Below are 16,780 nucleotides of genomic sequence, written 5' to 3'. Positions count from 1 at the left end.
CCTTCCCAGCGTCAGAGCTTGATCTCGATGTTCACGTCCGCCGGCAGGTCGAGACGCATGAGCGAGTCGACGGCCTTCGGCGTGGGATCGATGATGTCGATGAGCCGCTTGTGCGTGCGCATCTCGAAGTGCTCGCGGCTGTCCTTGTACTTGTGGGGCGACCGGATCACGACGAAGACGTTCTTCTCCGTCGGGAGCGGCACCGGGCCCACGACCGACGCACCAGCGCGAGTCACCGTGTCGACGATCTTGCGCGCCGAGCTGTCGATGACCTCGTGGTCGTAGGACTTGAGCCGGATGCGGATCTTCTGTCCCGCCATGGCGTCGTCTACTTCTCTCTCTCGATACCGGTCCGTCCGACCCCCGCACTCGGGCGTGTCGCTTCTCGCGACGCACCTGAGCGCTGCGTACCGTTCCCGGGACGGGGGTCGTGGTTGCGAACGCCCACCGCCGAGCTGCCCCGGGGTCCACGCGTCCGCCACGTCTGGTCGCCCTGGCCGGGGGCGCGCGCGAACGCACACCCCTAGCGGGCAACCCCGACAGTCTGCCAGACACCGGCCCAGAAGGCCAACCACCGTGACCGACGCCTCTCCCCCGCGGTGGCGACCCGTCCGGCCGGCGCGGAGCTCCGACACCCGCACTAGGTTGACGATCGACATAGTGCGGGCCACGATGGAGCCATGACGGCCACCGACACCACCGAGGGCCTGCGTCGCGCGCTGACCCCCGTGCTCGCGCTCGCGCTCCTGTCGCGCGCACCGCGTCACGGGTACGCGCTCATCGCGGACCTGCGCACGGTGGGTGTCGGCGGCGCCAACGGCGGCACGATCTACCCGCTCCTGCGGTCCCTCGAGAAGGACGGGCTCGTCTCGTCCACCTGGGACGTGAGCGGCCCCGGTCCCGCCCGCAAGGTCTTCCACCTCACCGACCTGGGCGCCGAGCGCCTCGCCCACGACCGCCGCACCGCGTCGGACCTGCTCCAGCAGGTCACGCGCCTAGGACTCCCGGAGTGACGACCATGAGCTACGCCCAGGACCTCGCTTTCCACCTCCGCCTGCGCGACGTGCCCGAGGCGGAGGTCGCGGACATCGTCGCGGAGGTCGACGAGTACGTGGCGACCGGCGGCGACCCCGTCGCGTACTTCGGCACCGCCGAGCAGTACGCGGCACGCTTCCCCGCGGGCGCCCCGCGCCGGCGTCGCGGCCTCCCCGCGGGCCTCGCCGCGTGTGCCGCCCTGCTGTGGGTCGCGGTCGCCCTCGCGCTCTACGCCACCGGCACCTGGGAGCGGACCGACGGGATGGACCGGGTCGTGCTGCTGCCCGCGCTCGGCATCCTGCTGCTCGGGCTCCTGATCGCCTTCGTCCTGCACCTCGCGCGTGCGTCACGACCCGTGCGGCGCGGCACGCCGACGCCTGACGCCTGAGCGACGGGGCACCCGGGCCCCGCCGGCCGGCACGGACCGCCCGGCACGGCGACGGCCGCCGCCGGCCCCGAGGGACCGACGACGGCCGTCACGTCGAGCGAGGACGCGGCTCAGAGGCCGAGGATCCACTTGATGGCGTCGTAGATCGCGTTGCCGCTGATGCCGCCGAGCAGGCCCTTGACCCACGCCGGGACGCCCGTGTTCCACCACGACACGAACGCGGTCCGACCGCGCTCCACGTAGGCGATGATCTGGCGGTACGTCGCGATGGACCGCGACTTGATGACCTGGAGCGCCGCCTGGACGGCGACCCGGATCCAGATCGGGACGTTCGGCGTCGCGGCGGTGCCACCGGGGGCGGCGATGCCCGAGCCCGGCGTCAGGCCGACGACGGACCGGGCCGGCAGCGGCACCGGCGCGGTCGTGCCGGAGGTGCTGACCGACGAGACGGCGACCACGGCGGGCGCCGGCGCGGCCGTCGCCGGCAGGGCTGCGGTGATGCCGATGCCGGAACCGAGGCTGGCGACGAGGACTCCTGCGGCGATCTTGCGGCGGACGGACATGCGTTCCTCCTGGGCTGGCCCGACGGCCGGTGGTCACCGGCCTGGCGACAGCCGACCAGGCACCGCAGGGCGTACGGAAGGGGCGAACCGGACGTGCCGGGCGGCCCCGCGCAGGGTGCGCACGCCCCACAACGTGGACGCCGGGGTTCCGGGGCGGCCGTTGTGACCGACGGTTCTGCACGGCGGCGCCCCGCCGCCGGCGGCCCGGCGTCGACGGGCGCGCCACCGGCGCGTCACAACCGTGCCGCGCCGGGTGGCGCGGACGGGCGATCGGCGGAACCCGTCGCCCTCGCGGCGACCGAGCCAAGTGTGAGCCACGTCACACCTCGGCGCCTGCGGGCGCGCCCGCCTCGTCTCGCATGACGGGACACCGCACGACGTCGTCGTCCTCCCGGGCCAGCGCACGCCCGACCGTCGACGGGCTCACGCCCAGCGCGCGGGCGATGGCGGTGTGGCTCTGCCCCGCCGCCCGCAGCGCCCGCGCCGCGACGAGCCGCTCCGGCGACATCACCGTCGGCCTGCCCGGCGGCCTCCCCTCCCGCCGCGCGGCGTCCTGCCCGGCGCGGGACCGGGCCCGCACCCGAGCCACGTGCAGCGCGGACAGCGACGCGGCGAAGGCGACCAACGACGGCCCGTGCGACGCCGCGGTGTCGATCTCCGGCTCGCACAGCGACCGCAGGTGCACCTTCCGGTCGTGCAGGTCCGTCACCACGCGCAGCGCCCCGGCGACCGAGCTGACGGCCCGGTCGAGCCGCCACACCAGGAACGTGTCCCCGGCGCGCAGGCGCTCGAGGCACACGTCCCACTGCGACGGCCCCGGGCCGGCGCCACCGTGGTCGACGAACACCAACTCGGCCCCGGCACGCCGCAGCTCGGCCAGCTCCCGCGCCGCCTCCTGCTCCGACGTCTCGACACGTACGTACCCCACGACAACCACGTCGCCCCCTCGAGCACCAGCCCCCTGACACCGGCCGGTGGGTGGCCCCCGTCGGCCGGCGCGCGGCCCGGACCCGGGCCGCGTGTGCACGTGGGACCGAGCCTACGGAGGTCGTCCGCCGACCGACAGGGCCGCGCCGTGGGCGTGGACGGCTCCGGGGACGCAGCAGGGCCCGGGAGCCGAGGCTCCCGGGCCCTGCGTCGCGATCAGCCCCGAGGGGCGGTGATCACTTGAGGATCTTCGTGACCCGGCCCGAGCCGACGGTGCGGCCACCCTCGCGGATGGCGAAGCCGAGGCCCTCCTCCATGGCGATGGGCTGGATGAGGTTCACGTGGATCTCGGTGTTGTCACCGGGCATGACCATCTCGGTGCCCTCGGGCAGCGTGATGACGCCGGTGACGTCCGTCGTGCGGAAGTAGAACTGCGGACGGTAGTTGCCGTAGAACGGGTTGTGACGGCCGCCCTCGTCCTTGGCCAGGATGTAGACCTGGCCCTCGAACTCGGTGTGCGGCGTGATCGAACCCGGCTTCACGACGACCTGGCCGCGCTCGACCTCCTCGCGCTTCGTGCCGCGGAGGAGCAGACCGACGTTCTCGCCGGCCTCGGCGTAGTCGAGCAGCTTGCGGAACATCTCGACACCGGTGACGGTGGTCTTGATCGCCTTCTCCTTGATGCCGACGATCTCCACCTCCTCGTTCACCTTGAGCTGACCGCGCTCGACGCGGCCCGTGACGACGGTGCCACGACCGGTGATCGTGAAGACGTCCTCGATCGGCATGAGGAACGGCTTGTCGATGTCGCGGACCGGGTCCGGGACGTTCTCGTCGACGGCGTCGAGGAGGTCCTCGACCGACTTCACCCAGGTCGGGTCGCCCTCGAGCGCCTTGAGGCCCGAGACGCGCACGACGGGGGCGTCGTCGCCGTCGAAGCCCTGCGACGACAGCAGCTCGCGGACCTCCATCTCGACGAGCTCGAGGATCTCCTCGTCGTCGACCATGTCGGACTTGTTGAGCGCGACGAGCAGGTAGGGCACGCCGACCTGACGGGCGAGCAGGACGTGCTCACGCGTCTGGGCCATCGGGCCGTCGGTCGCCGCCACCACGAGGATGGCGCCGTCCATCTGCGCCGCACCCGTGATCATGTTCTTGATGTAGTCGGCGTGACCCGGCGCGTCGACGTGCGCGTAGTGGCGCTTCTCCGTCTGGTACTCGACGTGCGCGATGTTGATGGTGATACCGCGCTGCTTCTCCTCCGGCGCCTTGTCGATCTCGTCGAACGGCGTGAAGGGGTTCAGGTCGGGGTACTTGTCGTGCAGCACCTTCGAGATCGCAGCGGTCAGCGTCGTCTTGCCGTGGTCGACGTGACCGATGGTCCCGATGTTGACGTGCGGCTTGGTCCGCTCGAACTTCGCCTTGCCCACTGGGTGTCCTCCTCAGGACTTGGTAGAGATTGCCCGACGGCAGCCACCTGACGGTACCTGCTCGGCGTGCGGTCCTACGGGTCGGATGTGTTGCTGGTACTGCGGGGTTCGACCTGTGGGACTACTCGCCCCGGGTCTTCTTGATGATCTCGTCGGCAACGTTCCGAGGAACCTCGGCGTAGCTGTCGAACTGCATCGAGTACACGGCACGGCCCTGCGTCTTGGACCGCAGGTCGCCGACGTAGCCGAACATCTCGGAGAGCGGCACCTGGGCGCGGACGACCTTGACGCCGGTCGCGTCCTCCATGGACTGGATCATGCCGCGGCGCGAGTTGAGGTCGCCGATGACGTCGCCCATGTAGTCCTCGGGCGTCCGGACCTCGACGGCCATGATCGGCTCGAGGAGGGCGGGGTCGGCCTTGCGGACGGCCTCCTTGAGGATCATCGAGCCGGCGATCTTGAACGCCATCTCCGAGGAGTCGACGTCGTGCGCCGCACCGTCGAGCAGGATCGCCTTCACGCCCACGAGCGGGAAGCCCGCGAGGACGCCCAGCTGCATCGCGCTCTGGATGCCCGCGTCGACGGACGGGATGTACTCGCGCGGGATGCGGCCACCGGTGACCTTGTTCTCGAACTCGTACAGCTCGCCCTCGGCCGGGTCCAGCGGCTCGAAGGTCATCTGGACCTTCGCGTACTGGCCGGAGCCACCCGTCTGCTTCTTGTGCGTGTAGTCGATCTTCTCGACCGCACGGCGGATGGTCTCGCGGTACGCGACCTGCGGCTTGCCGACGTTCGCCTCGACCTTGAACTCGCGACGCATGCGGTCGACGAGGATGTCGAGGTGGAGCTCGCCCATGCCGCCGATGACGGTCTGGCCGGTCTCCTCGTCCAGGCGGACGCGGAACGTCGGGTCCTCCTCGGCGAGCTTCTGGATGGCCGTGGAGAGCTTCTCCTGGTCACCCTTCGTCTTCGGCTCGATCGCCACGTCGATGACGGGCTCCGGGAAGGTCATCGACTCGAGCACGACCGGCGCGGCCGGGTCGCACAGGGTGTCACCGGTGGTGACGTCCTTGAGGCCGATGAAGGCGTAGATGTGACCGGCCTGCGCCTCGGCGACCGGGTTCTCCTTGTTGGAGTGCATCTGGAACAGCTTGCCGATGCGCTCCTTCTTGCCCTTCGTCGAGTTGAGCACCTGGGCGCCCTGCTCGACCTTGCCCGAGTAGACCCGGACGTAGGTGAGCTTGCCGAAGAAGGGGTGCGCCGCGACCTTGAAGGCCAGCGCGGAGAACGGCTCCGTCGCGTCGGGGTGACGCTCGACGACGACCGACTCGTCCTTCACGTCGTGACCCTGCACGGCGGGGACGTCGAGCGGCGTCGGGAGGTAGTCGATGACCGCGTCGAGCATGGGCTGCACGCCCTTGTTCTTGAAGGCGGACCCGCAGAGCACGGGGTACGCCTGCGACGAGACCGTCAGCTGGCGGATGCCGGCCTTGATCTCGGCGACCGTGAGCTCCTCGCCGCCCAGGTACTTCTCGAGCAGCTCCTCGGACGTCTCGGCGACGGCCTCGACGAGCTCGCTGCGGTACTGCTCGGCGCGCTCCTGGAGGTCGGCGGGGATGTCCTCGACCTCGTACTTCTCGCCCAGCGCGGTCTCGCCGCGCCACACCAGGGCGCGCATCTCGACCAGGTCGACGACGCCGATGAAGTCGTTCTCGGAGCCGATCGGCAGCTGGATGACCAGCGGCTTGGCCTTGAGCCGGTTCACGATCGTGTCGACCGTGAAGTAGAAGTCGGCGCCGAGCTTGTCCATCTTGTTGACGAAGCAGATGCGCGGCACGTCGTACTTGTCGGCCTGGCGCCACACCGTCTCGGACTGGGGCTCGACGCCCTCCTTGCCGTCGAACACGGCGACGGCACCGTCGAGCACGCGCAGCGAGCGCTCCACCTCGACCGTGAAGTCGACGTGGCCGGGCGTGTCGATGATGTTGATCTGGTTGTTCTTCCAGTAGCAGGTCGTCGCGGCCGACGTGATCGTGATGCCGCGCTCCTGCTCCTGCTCCATCCAGTCCATCGTCGACGCGCCGTCGTGCGTCTCACCGATCTTGTAGTTGACCCCGGTGTAGAACAGGATCCGCTCGGTGGTGGTGGTCTTGCCGGCATCGATGTGCGCCATGATGCCGATGTTGCGGACCTTCGTGAGGTCGGTCAGCACGTCCAGTGCCACGTGATAGCCCCTTGTCGGTTGGCTGTTGATCGGTGCCGGCCCCGACGCCGCGTGCACCCTGAGTCGGGCGGCCCGCGGCGTCGGGCCGCGAGGTCACCAGCGGTAGTGCGCGAAGGCCCGGTTGGACTCGGCCATCTTGTGCATGTCCTCACGGCGCTTGACCGCGGCACCGAGGCCGTTGGAGGCGTCGAGGATCTCGTTCATGAGGCGCTCGGTCATCGTCTTCTCGCGACGGGCGCGCGAGAAGTCGGTGAGCCAGCGCAGCGCCAGCGTGGTCGCGCGCACGGGGCGGACCTCGATCGGCACCTGGTAGGTCGCACCACCGACGCGGCGGGACTTGACCTCGATGGAGGGACGCACGTTGTCCAGCGCGCGCTTGAGCACGACGACCGGGTCGGACTGCGTCTTCTCGCGGACGCCCTCGAGGGCGCCGTAGACGATCGACTCCGCGACGGTCTTCTTGCCGTCGAGGAGGACCTTGTTGATGAGCTGCGTGACGACCGGCGACCCGTAGACGGGGTCGACGATCAGCGGCCGCTTCGGAGCGGGACCCTTGCGAGGCATCTGTCTCAGCCCTTCTTCGCGCCGTAGCGGCTGCGCGCCTGCTTGCGGTTCTTCACGCCCTGCGTGTCGAGCGCGCCACGGACGATCTTGTAGCGGACACCCGGCAGGTCCTTCACACGGCCGCCGCGCACGAGCACGATCGAGTGCTCCTGCAGGTTGTGGCCGACGCCCGGGATGTAGGCCGTGACCTCGATGCCCGACGAGAGACGGACACGCGCGACCTTGCGCAGCGCGGAGTTCGGCTTCTTCGGGGTGGTCGTGTACACGCGGGTGCAGACACCGCGACGCTGGGGGGAGCCCTTGAGGGCAGGCGTCTTCGACTTGTTCGTCTTCGCCTGCCGGCCCTTGCGGACCAGCTGCTGGATCGTAGGCACTACGTCTCCGAACTGTTCGGTGTTCTCTGGTCTGACCGGCACCCGTCACCCTGGACGGCCGGCTTGCCCCGGATCGTCGCCCGTCGCACGACTACCCCGGTCGGTCTTGCGTCCCGCACCGACCCCCGCGCCCGGGCGTGTCGCCCCGCTCCCCCGCGCGGCGTCCGGCCTCACGAGGCCGGTCCGAACGGGAGGGGAACCACCCGGTGCCACGTCGACCCGGTCCCTGAGGACCTCGGGTCGAGTGCACGCACAAGGGCCCGACGGCGCGGGCACGGTGTCCTACGTTACCTGGCGTGTCGGGGGGCGTCAAAGAGACCCCGGCCACGCCGTGCGGCGCCCGGCGCGTCCCCCGGACTGCCCCGAACCGCCCCGGACGGCCCGAGGGGCCCGCCGGCCGCAGCCGACGAGCCCCTCGGGGTCGAGCGTGAGCTCGATCAGCGGTAGTCGCCGAAGTCGATGTCCTCGAGCGGGATCGCCTCGCCCGAGCCGAGGCCCAGGGCGGGGAAGTCGATCTCGTCGTAGCCGAAGGCCGGGTACAGCTCGGCCTTCGCCTCCTCGGTCGCCTCCACCTCGACGTTGCGGTACCGGGACAGACCGGTACCCGCCGGGATGAGCTTGCCGAGGATGACGTTCTCCTTGAGGCCGAGCAGCGGGTCGGACCGGCTCGACATCGCGGCCTCGGTGAGGACCTTCGTCGTCTCCTGGAAGGAGGCGGCGGACAGCCACGAGTCCGTCGCGAGCGACGCCTTCGTGATGCCCATCAGCTCCGGACGGCCCGAGGCCGGCTGGCCACCCTCGGACACGGCGCGACGGTTGAAGTCCTCGAAGCGACCGCGCTCGGCCAGCTCACCGGGCAGCAGGCCCGTCTCGCCGGAGTCGAGCACCGTCACGCGGCGGAGCATCTGCCGCACGATGACCTCGATGTGCTTGTCGTGGATGTCCACGCCCTGCGAGCGGTAGACCTCCTGCACCTCGTCGACCAGGTGCTTCTGCGTCGCACGCGGGCCGAGGATGCGCAGGACCTTCTTCGGGTCCACGGCGCCCTGGACGAGCTGCGTGCCGACCGCGACGTGGTCGCCGTCCTGCACGAGCAGGCGCGAGCGCTTGGTGATCGGGTACGCGATCTCCTCGGAGCCGTCGTCCGGCGTGAGGACGATGCGCCGCGAGCGGTCACCCTCCTCGATCGCCACGCGGCCCGAGAACTCCGCGATCGGCGCCTCACCCTTGGGGGTGCGGGCCTCGAAGAGCTCCTGGACACGCGGCAGACCCTGCGTGATGTCGTCCGCGGAGGCCACACCACCGGTGTGGAAGGTACGCATCGTGAGCTGCGTGCCGGGCTCACCGATCGACTGGGCCGCGATGATGCCGACGGCCTCGCCGATGTCGACGAGCTTGCCGGTCGCGAGCGACCGGCCGTAGCACTTGGCGCACGTGCCGACGCGCGACTCGCACGTGAGCACCGAGCGGATCTTGAGCTCGGTGACACCCGTCTCGAGGAGACGGTCGAGCAGGACGTCGCCGACGTCGTCACCGGCGTGGCCGATGACCTCGCCCTCCACCTCGATGTCGGTCGCGAGCGTCCGCGAGTACACGGACGTCTCGACCTTGTCGTGGCGGCGCAGCGTGCCGTCCGCGGTCGCCACGCCGATCGGCATGGTCAGGCCGCGCTCGGTGCCGCAGTCCTCCTCGCGGACGATGACGTCCTGCGAGACGTCCACCAGACGACGCGTGAGGTAGCCCGAGTCGGCGGTCCGCAGAGCGGTGTCCGCCAGACCCTTGCGGGCGCCGTGCGTCGCGATGAAGTACTCGAGGACGGACAGGCCCTCGCGGTAGTTCGCCTTGATCGGGCGCGGGATGATCTCGCCCTTCGGGTTGGCGACGAGGCCACGCATGCCCGCGATCTGACGGACCTGCATCCAGTTGCCTCGCGCGCCCGAGCCGACCATGCGGTAGACGGTGTTGCGGGCCGGGAAGTTGGCCTGCATCGCCTTGGCGACCTTGTCGGTGGCGTTCGTCCAGATCTCGATGAGCTCCTGACGACGCTCGTCGTCCGTGATGAGGCCCTTCTCGTACTGGCCCTGGACGCGCGCGGCCTTCGCCTCGTGCTCCTCGAGGATCTCCTTCTTGGCCGCCGGCGTGGCGACGTCCGAGATGGCGATCGTGACGCCCGAGCGGGTGGCCCAGCGGAAGCCGGCCTCCTTCAGGGCGTCGAGCGACGCGGCGACCTCGACCTTCGGGTACCGCTCGGCGAGGTCGTTGACGATGACCGACAGGCGCTTCTTGTCGACGACGCCGTTCTCGTACGGGTAGTCGACCGGGAGCAGCTCGTTGAAGAGCGCGCGGCCGAGCGTCGTCTCGAACAGCAGCGTCTGACCCGGCTCGAAGCCCTCGGGCTCCTGGCCCTCGCCGAGGACCAGGTCGTCGAAGCGGATCTTCACCACGGCGTTCAGGTCCAGGCTGCCCTGGTCGAACGCCATGATCGCCTCGGAGACCGAGCTGAACGCGCGGCCCGCGCCGAGCGCGTCCTCCTTGTCGCTCGTCAGGTGGTACAGGCCGATGATCATGTCCTGCGAGGGCATGGTCACCGGACGGCCGTCCGACGGCTTGAGGATGTTGTTGCTCGACAGCATGAGGATGCGGGCCTCGGCCTGCGCCTCCGCCGACAGGGGCAGGTGGACCGCCATCTGGTCGCCGTCGAAGTCCGCGTTGAACGCGGCGCACACGAGCGGGTGCAGGTGGATGGCCTTGCCCTCGACGAGCTGCGGCTCGAACGCCTGGATGCCCAGACGGTGCAGCGTGGGTGCGCGGTTCAGCAGCACCGGGTGCTCGGTGATGACCTCCTCGAGCACGTCCCACACGACCGGGCGCGCGCGCTCGACCATGCGCTTGGCCGACTTGATGTTCTGCGCGTGGTTCAGGTCGACCAGGCGCTTCATCACGAACGGCTTGAACAGCTCGAGCGCCATCTGCTTGGGCAGGCCGCACTGGTGCAGCTTGAGCTGCGGGCCGACGACGATGACCGAACGGCCCGAGTAGTCGACGCGCTTGCCGAGCAGGTTCTGGCGGAACCGGCCCTGCTTGCCCTTGAGCATGTCGGAGATCGACTTGAGCGGACGGTTGCCGGGGCCCGTCACCGGGCGGCCGCGGCGGCCGTTGTCGAACAGCGAGTCCACGGCCTCCTGGAGCATCCGCTTCTCGTTGTTGACGATGATCTCCGGCGCGCCCAGGTCCAGGAGCCGCTTGAGGCGGTTGTTCCGGTTGATGACGCGGCGGTACAGGTCGTTCAGGTCCGACGTGGCGAAGCGGCCGCCGTCGAGCTGGACCATCGGGCGCAGGTCCGGCGGGATGACCGGGACCGCGTCGAGGACCATGCCCGTCGGCGAGTTGTTCGTCGTGAGGAACGCGTTGACGACCTTGAGGCGCTTGAGGGCGCGGGTCTTGCGCTGGCCCTTGCCGGAGCGGATCGTCTCGCGCAGCGAGGCGGCCTCGGCGTCCAGGTCGAACGCCTCGAGGCGCTTCTGGATCGCCGCGGCGCCCATCGAGCCCTCGAAGTAGTTGCCGTACCGGTCCTGCAGCTGGCGGTACAGCATCTCGTCGCCCTCGAGGTCCGCGACCTTGAGGTTCTTGAAGCGGTCCCAGACCTGCTCGAGGCGGTCCAGCTCGGCGTCCGCACGCTTGCGGAGCTGCGCCATCTCGCGCTCGGCGGAGTCACGCACCTTGCGGCGCGCGTCGGCCTTGGCACCCTCGGCCTCGAGCTCGGCCAGGTCGGCCTCGAGCTTGGCGGCACGGGTGTTGATGTCGTTGTCGCGGCGGTCCGCGATCTCCTTCTTCTCCAGGTCGATCTCGTTCTGGAGGTTCGGGAGGTCCTCGGCACGGCCGTCGTCGTCGACCCACGTGATCATGTAGGCCGCGAAGTAGATGACCTTCTCCAGGTCCTTCGGCGCCAGGTCGAGCAGGTAGCCGAGCCGGCTGGGCACGCCCTTGAAGAACCAGATGTGCGTGACCGGCGCGGCCAGCTCGATGTGGCCCATGCGCTCACGGCGGACCTTCGAGCGCGTCACCTCGACGCCGCAGCGCTCGCAGATGATGCCCTTGAAGCGGACACGCTTGTACTTGCCGCAGTAGCACTCCCAGTCCCGGGTGGGACCGAAGATCTTCTCGCAGAAGAGACCGTCCTTCTCCGGCTTGAGGGTCCGGTAGTTGATGGTCTCGGGCTTCTTCACCTCGCCGTGCGACCAGGCACGGATGTCGTCGGCCGTGGCCAGGCCGATGCGCAGCTCGTCGAAGACGTTGACGTCGAGCAAGGTTCCTACTTCCTACGCGTTCCGGGGCCGTTCGGCGCTCCGGTACATCTGCAACAGGGGTGTCGGCGCCCCGCCCGGACCACGTCGCACCCGAGGGGTGCGGTGCGTACCGGGCGGGGGCTCGGCCTCAGATCTCCTCGATGCTGCTGGCGTTCGGGCGCCGCGACAGGTCGATGCCGAGCTCCTCCGCGGCGCGGTAGACCTCGTCGTCGTTCTCCTTCATGTCGATGGACACGCCGTCCGAGGACAGCACCTCGACGTTCAGGCAGAGCGACTGCATCTCCTTGAGCAGGACCTTGAACGACTCCGGGATGCCGGAGTCCGGGATGTTCTCGCCCTTGACGATCGCCTCGTAGACCTTGACGCGGCCCGGGACGTCGTCCGACTTGATGGTGAGCAGCTCCTGCAGCGTGTAGGCGGCGCCGTACGCCTCCAGGGCCCACACCTCCATCTCGCCGAACCGCTGGCCGCCGAACTGCGCCTTACCACCCAGCGGCTGCTGCGTGATCATCGAGTAGGGGCCGGTCGACCGGGCGTGGATCTTGTCGTCCACGAGGTGGTGCAGCTTGAGGATGTACATGTAGCCGACGGACACCGGCTCCGGGAACGGCTCGCCGGAGCGGCCGTCGAACAGCCGCGCCTTGCCGTCGCCCGCGACCATGCGCTCGCCGTCGCGGTTCGGCAGCGTCGACGAGAGCAGACCGGTGAGGGTCTCCTCCGGCACGCCGTCGAACACCGGCGTCGCGACCGGGTTGCCCGGCTGCGAGCGGTGCGCGACCTCGGGGACGCCCTCGGTCCACTGCACCTCGCCCTCGGCCAGCTGGATGTCCCAGCCCTGCTTCGCGACCCACCCGAGGTGGGTCTCGAGGACCTGGCCGACGTTCATGCGGCCGGGGACGCCGAGCGGGTTGAGGACGACGTCGACCGCGGTCCCGTCCGCGAGGAACGGCATGTCCTCGACGGGCAGGATCTTGGAGATGACGCCCTTGTTGCCGTGGCGGCCGGCGAGCTTGTCGCCGTCCGTGATCTTGCGGCGCTGCGCGATGTACACGCGGACCAGCTCGTTCACGCCGGCGGGCAGCTCGTCGCCGTCGTCGCGGCTGAACGTGCGCACCTCGATGACCGTGCCGGACTCGCCGTGCGGCACCTTGAGCGACGTGTCGCGGACCTCGCGCGCCTTCTCGCCGAAGATCGCACGGAGCAGGCGCTCCTCGGGGGTCAGCTCGGTCTCGCCCTTGGGCGTCACCTTGCCGACGAGGATGTCGCCCGCCGCGACCTCGGCGCCGATGCGGATGATGCCGCGCTCGTCGAGGTCGGCCAGGACCTCCTCGGAGACGTTCGGGATGTCCCGCGTGATCTCCTCGGGGCCGAGCTTCGTGTCGCGGGCGTCGACCTCGTGCTCCTCGATGTGGATCGAGGAGAGGACGTCGTCCTGCACGAGGCGCTGCGACAGGATGATCGCGTCCTCGTAGTTGTGGCCCTCCCACGACATGAACGCGACGAGCAGGTTGCGGCCGAGCGCGAGCTCGCCCTCGTCCGTCGCCGGGCCGTCGGCCAGCACGGAGCCGACCTCGACGCGGGCGCCCTCGTCGACGAGCACGCGCTGGTTGTAGCTCGTGCCCTGGTTCGAGCGGCGGAACTTCGCCACGCGGTACGTCGACGTGGTGGCGTCGTCGTTCGCGACCGTGATGAGGTCGGCCGACACCTCGGTGACGACGCCCGGCTTCGACGCGACGATGACGTCGCCCGCGTCGACGGCCGCACGCCGCTCCATGCCGGTGCCGACGAGCGGCGCCTCGGAGCGGACCAGCGGCACGGCCTGGCGCTGCATGTTCGCGCCCATGAGGGCACGGTTCGCGTCGTCGTGCTCGAGGAACGGGATGAGGGCCGTCGCGACCGACACCATCTGGCGCGGCGAGACGTCCATGTAGTCGACCTCGCCGGCCGGGATGAACTCGACCTCGCCGCCCTTGGTGCGGACCAGGACGCGGTCCTCGGCGAACGTGCCGTCCGCCTCGAGCGGGGCGTTGGCCTGCGCGATGACGTAGCGGTCCTCGTCGTCGGCCGTCAGGTAGTCGACGTCGTCCGTCACGCGACCCTGGACGACCTTGCGGTACGGGGTCTCGACGAAGCCGAACGGGTTGATGCGCCCGTACGTGGCGAGCGAGCCGATGAGGCCGATGTTCGGGCCCTCGGGGGTCTCGATGGGGCACATGCGGCCGTAGTGCGACGGGTGGACGTCACGGACCTCCATGCCGGCGCGGTCGCGGGACAGACCACCCGGGCCGAGGGCCGACAGACGCCGCTTGTGCGTCAGGCCCGCGAGCGGGTTGTTCTGGTCCATGAACTGCGACAGCTGGCTCGTCCCGAAGAACTCCTTGATGGAGGCGACGACGGGGCGGATGTTGATGAGGGTCTGCGGCGTGATCGCCTCGACGTCCTGCGTCGTCATGCGCTCGCGCACGACGCGCTCCATCCGGGACAGGCCGGTGCGGACCTGGTTCTGGATGAGCTCGCCCACCGCACGGATGCGGCGGTTGCCGAAGTGGTCGATGTCGTCCGTCTCGACGCGGAACTCGATCGCCTCGCCGCCGCGCGTGCCGGGCAGCGACGTGCGGTCGATGTGCAGGGCCGCGAGGTACTTGATCGTCGCCACGACGTCCGAGCGCGACAGGACCGAGTCGCTGAGCGGCGCGTCCTGGCCGACCTTCTTGTTCAGCTTGTAGCGGCCGACCTTGGCGAGGTCGTAGCGCTTGGGGTTGAAGTAGAAGTTCTCGATCAGCGCGCGGCCGGCCTCGACGGTCGGCGGCTCGCCCGGGCGGATCTTGCGGTAGAGGTCGAGCAGCGCCTCGTCCTGCGTCTGGACGTGGTCCTTGTCCAGCGTGTCGAGCACGGCCGGGTAGTCGGCGAACTCCTCGCGGATCTCGCCCTCGGTCATGCCGAGCGCCTTGAGCAGCACGGTCGCGTTCTGCTTGCGCTTGCGGTCGACGCGCACGCCGACGTTGTCGCGCTTGTCGATCTCGAACTCGAGCCACGCCCCACGGCTCGGGATGATCTTGGCGGTGAGCACGTCCTTGTCCGACGTCTTGTCGGCGACGCGCTCGAAGTAGACGCCCGGCGAACGGACGAGCTGCGACACGACGACGCGCTCGGTGCCGTTGATGATGAACGTGCCGCGCTCGGTCATGAGCGGGAAGTCACCCATGAACACGGTCTGCGACTTGATCTCGCCGGTGGTGTAGTTGACGAACTCGGCCGTGACGAACAGCGGCGCGGCGTACGTGAAGTCCTTCTCCTTGCACTCCTCGGCCGTGTACTTCGGCGGCTCGAAGCGGTGCTCGCGGAAGGAGAGGGACATGGTCCCGCCGAAGTCCTCGATCGGCGAGATCTCCTCGAAGATCTCCTCCAGGCCGGCGGTCTCCGGGACGTCGGTGCGCCCCGCCTCGAGGGCGGCCGCGACACGGGCCTGCCAGCGCTCGTTGCCGAGGAGCCAGTCGAAGCTCTCGGTCTGCAGACCCAGCAGGTCCGGGACCTCGAGCGGCTCGGAGATCTTGGCGAAGGAGATGCGGCGGGATGCGGTGCGGTTCGCGATCGCGTCGGCGGACGGAGCAGAAGGGGTGCGCGAGGCAGCCAAGGGGGGTCCTTCCCTGCGGATGGAGTGCACGCTGCGCGTGACCCGGCTGGTCGCGACCCCCCGGCCGTGCGAGCCCGTCCTCGTCGCGCACGAACGACGGGGAGGGGCTCGGGTTATACGGGGTCGCGGACACAGGCCAGCGCAAAGCGCTAGCATACCCGCCCGGGCGTGCCAAGTAAACCCCCCACAGCCGACGCCTGCGCGGCTCCGTCGCCGCCGGGTCGACCCCGAGGTCCTCGTGCGACGCCACGCGCCCCGTGCGGGAGAGCGTGCCGCCGATCCGCGACACCGTCGTCGCCGGTCACATGGTGGCACACGCCACGCGGCGGCGGGAAGCCGGGCCGCCCGGCGGCGCGCCGCGCACCGCGTGCCGACCCCCGGTCCGCCCGTTCGCCGTGCGGTCCGCGGGGCCCGCTCGTACGCTCCCAACGCACAGCGACGTCACCGGTTCCGGTGGCGTCCCGGCTGGTCACAGCCGGACGACAGGGGCAGGCGCCCCGGGAGAGAGGGAACCCATGTCGCAGTCCCCGAACCGTCTCGTCGCCACCATCTTCGGTGCCGTCTACACGCTCGTCGGCCTCGCCGGCTTCCTGGTGACGGGCGGCGTGCCGTTCGCCGGCCAGGAGGGCGAGCCGCTGCTCGGCTTCGAGGTGAACCCGCTGCACAACATCGTCCACCTCGCCATCGGCATCGCCCTGCTCGCCTCGTCGCGCACGGTGGCCTCGGCCCGCCGGATGAACATCGTCGTCGGTGCGGTCTACCTGCTGGTCGGCATCCTCGGCCTGTTCATCATCGAGAGCGAGGCCAACATCCTCGCGCTGAACGGCGCCGACAACGTGCTGCACCTCGGTACGGCGATCATCCTGCTCGGCGTCGCCCTGACGGCCGACAAGGCCGCCGCGGACCGCACGCGCACCGCGTGAGCACCGCCGGGGCGAGCCCGCTCCCCCGGCACGCGTCGACCCACCGCCGGCCCGCCGCCCCCGCACCCGCGGGGACGGCGGGCCGTCCGGCAGGGGGGCACGACGCGTGGCCGGCGGAGCGCACCGCCGCCTTCGTGGCGCGGACGTGGGGCGCCGTCGCCGCCCTCGGCACCGGTCTCGTGCTGATCGGCCTCGGCGCCGAGCACCTCCGCCATCACGCCGCCGCCTCCGCGCTGCTGCTGCCGCTGGGCGCCGCGGCGCTCGCGACGGCCGTCCTCGCGCTGCGCGGGTCCGGGCGCCACCTGCTCGTCGGCGGCCCGCTCGTCGCCGCGGCCGGTGCCGCCGCGCTCCTGGTCGGCCTGGCCACCGCGCAGGCCGGCACCGCCGAGCTCGCGGCGCTGGGCCTGGGCG

The 16,780-nt window shown here is 70.3% G+C and carries 12 protein-coding genes and 1 pseudogene; 4 read left to right on the top strand and 9 right to left on the bottom strand.

All coding sequences use genetic code 11. The features are described 5' to 3' along the window. Positions 1-11 precede the first annotated feature (11 nt). The gene (gene rpsJ / locus AB6N23_RS00945) at positions 12-320 is read right to left on the bottom strand and encodes a 30S ribosomal protein S10 (protein WP_129336914.1); all 309 of its coding nucleotides are present in this window, start codon (positions 318-320) and stop codon (positions 12-14) included. Positions 321-680: 360 nt separating this feature from the next. On the opposite strand from rpsJ, the gene AB6N23_RS00940 reads away from it, so the two are divergent. Both AB6N23_RS00940 and AB6N23_RS00935 read left to right on the top strand, forming a co-directional pair. Next, the gene (locus AB6N23_RS00940; RefSeq protein WP_412863883.1) at positions 681-1,013 is read left to right on the top strand and encodes a PadR family transcriptional regulator; all 333 of its coding nucleotides are present in this window, start codon (positions 681-683) and stop codon (positions 1,011-1,013) included. Beyond that, positions 1,010-1,423, top strand: coding sequence for a hypothetical protein (locus tag AB6N23_RS00935; RefSeq protein ID WP_412863881.1), 414 nt, complete (start codon positions 1,010-1,012; stop codon positions 1,421-1,423). The genes AB6N23_RS00940 and AB6N23_RS00935 overlap by 4 nt, the downstream gene beginning before the upstream one ends. 110 nt (positions 1,424-1,533) lie before the next feature. On the opposite strand, the gene AB6N23_RS00930 is transcribed toward AB6N23_RS00935, so the two are convergent. From AB6N23_RS00930 to rpoB, 8 genes are all read right to left on the bottom strand, one after another. Then, positions 1,534-1,986, bottom strand: a complete 453-nt coding sequence (locus tag AB6N23_RS00930; protein WP_412863879.1) for a hypothetical protein — start codon at positions 1,984-1,986, stop codon at positions 1,534-1,536. A gap of 319 nt (positions 1,987-2,305) precedes the next feature. Beyond that, the gene (locus tag AB6N23_RS00925) at positions 2,306-2,914 is read right to left on the bottom strand and encodes a recombinase family protein (protein ID WP_412863877.1); all 609 of its coding nucleotides are present in this window, start codon (positions 2,912-2,914) and stop codon (positions 2,306-2,308) included. Positions 2,915-3,149: 235 nt separating this feature from the next. Then, complete coding sequence (tuf, locus tag AB6N23_RS00920; RefSeq protein ID WP_378207503.1) at positions 3,150-4,343, bottom strand: elongation factor Tu; 1,194 nt, start codon at positions 4,341-4,343, stop codon at positions 3,150-3,152. A 121-nt stretch (positions 4,344-4,464) separates the two neighbouring features. After that, on the bottom strand, positions 4,465-6,567 hold the full coding sequence (gene fusA, locus AB6N23_RS00915; RefSeq protein ID WP_378207500.1) for an elongation factor G: 2,103 nt from the start codon (positions 6,565-6,567) through the stop codon (positions 4,465-4,467). A gap of 93 nt (positions 6,568-6,660) precedes the next feature. Next, a complete protein-coding gene (rpsG, locus tag AB6N23_RS00910) occupies positions 6,661-7,131 on the bottom strand; it encodes a 30S ribosomal protein S7 (protein WP_089798424.1) in 471 nt (156 codons plus the stop codon). Between the two features lie 5 nt (positions 7,132-7,136). Beyond that, entirely contained in the window at positions 7,137-7,505 is a 369-nt protein-coding gene (gene rpsL / locus AB6N23_RS00905) for a 30S ribosomal protein S12 (RefSeq protein WP_013117883.1), read from the bottom strand. A 437-nt stretch (positions 7,506-7,942) separates the two neighbouring features. Continuing rightward, positions 7,943-11,812: a DNA-directed RNA polymerase subunit beta' gene (locus AB6N23_RS00900; RefSeq protein WP_378207497.1), complete on the bottom strand. Its 3,870-nt coding sequence runs from the start codon at positions 11,810-11,812 to the stop codon at positions 7,943-7,945. A gap of 127 nt (positions 11,813-11,939) precedes the next feature. Then, positions 11,940-15,446: a DNA-directed RNA polymerase subunit beta gene (rpoB, locus tag AB6N23_RS00895; protein WP_412863873.1), complete on the bottom strand. Its 3,507-nt coding sequence runs from the start codon at positions 15,444-15,446 to the stop codon at positions 11,940-11,942. A 515-nt stretch (positions 15,447-15,961) separates the two neighbouring features. Between rpoB and AB6N23_RS00890 the strand changes: the two genes are divergently transcribed. Together AB6N23_RS00890 and AB6N23_RS00885 are read left to right on the top strand one after the other, a co-directional pair. Beyond that, the gene (locus AB6N23_RS00890) at positions 15,962-16,369 is read left to right on the top strand and encodes a DUF4383 domain-containing protein (RefSeq protein ID WP_378207491.1); all 408 of its coding nucleotides are present in this window, start codon (positions 15,962-15,964) and stop codon (positions 16,367-16,369) included. Continuing rightward, positions 16,366-16,780: pseudogene (locus tag AB6N23_RS00885) on the top strand (hypothetical protein); the annotation flags it as partial. The gene AB6N23_RS00890 and the pseudogene AB6N23_RS00885, both read left to right, overlap by 4 nt.

Origin of the sequence: Cellulomonas pasadenensis, assembly GCF_047229365.1 — a bacterium.
Taxonomy (GTDB): Bacteria; Actinomycetota; Actinomycetes; order Actinomycetales; family Cellulomonadaceae; genus Cellulomonas.
The sequence above is the reverse complement of the archived record's forward strand: the minus strand, read 5'-3'. Positions and strand labels throughout refer to the sequence as shown.